1 protein-coding gene is annotated in these 540 nt (G+C 34.4%); it reads right to left on the bottom strand.

The genetic code is table 11. The annotated features are described in order from the left end of the window. The coding region (locus BN338_RS10305; protein ID WP_039762265.1) for a type IV secretion system protein at positions 1 to 339 on the bottom strand (339 nt) is incomplete at its 3' end. Positions 340 to 540: the final 201 nt, after the last annotated feature.

The following is a 540-nucleotide window of genomic DNA, read 5'->3' as shown; positions in this document are numbered from 1 at the left end:
CTTATTAGAGGATGCTCCTTGTGTGACATTTGCAATGGCATTAGGAAGATCAGATAAAAATATATTTGTGATCCAAGCATTATAGTTAGCAGCGCGTATTGCAAGTGTAACAATGATGCCAAGTTTGAAAGCAGTTGCTATAAAATCCCATAATGGTACAGAATAACGACCATAGATAACATTATAACCAAGAAAAATGATATAAATTGTGGCAGAGAGTTTAATTGGAGCATGTAAACCAGCAGAAAGACTGCCAATACTTTGATCCATTAGCTTCACAAGGGGATCAATGACAGCTTTGTCCATCCGAGTAAAGAAAAATAGTGCGCTAAGTGCCATTACTAGTCCCTTTATAATATGTAGTGCTCCAATTTCTTGGAAAACTCTTCCTCTTTTTTCTATAGTTTATTTTTCTGTCTTTTCAGATTTTTTCTGTTCTTGATTATCTCCAAGAAGTTTATTTGCAAAGTTATGGTAATATTCTTTTTCAAGTTCAAGTTGTGCTAATCTTAAGTTTTCACAATTTTTGCCGGTTCCTGC

This window comes from Bartonella queenslandensis AUST/NH15 (assembly GCF_000312585.1).
Taxonomy (GTDB): domain Bacteria; phylum Pseudomonadota; class Alphaproteobacteria; order Rhizobiales; family Rhizobiaceae; genus Bartonella; species Bartonella queenslandensis_A.
Note: the sequence above shows the minus strand (reverse complement) of the source record. Positions and strands in the feature narration are given on the sequence as shown.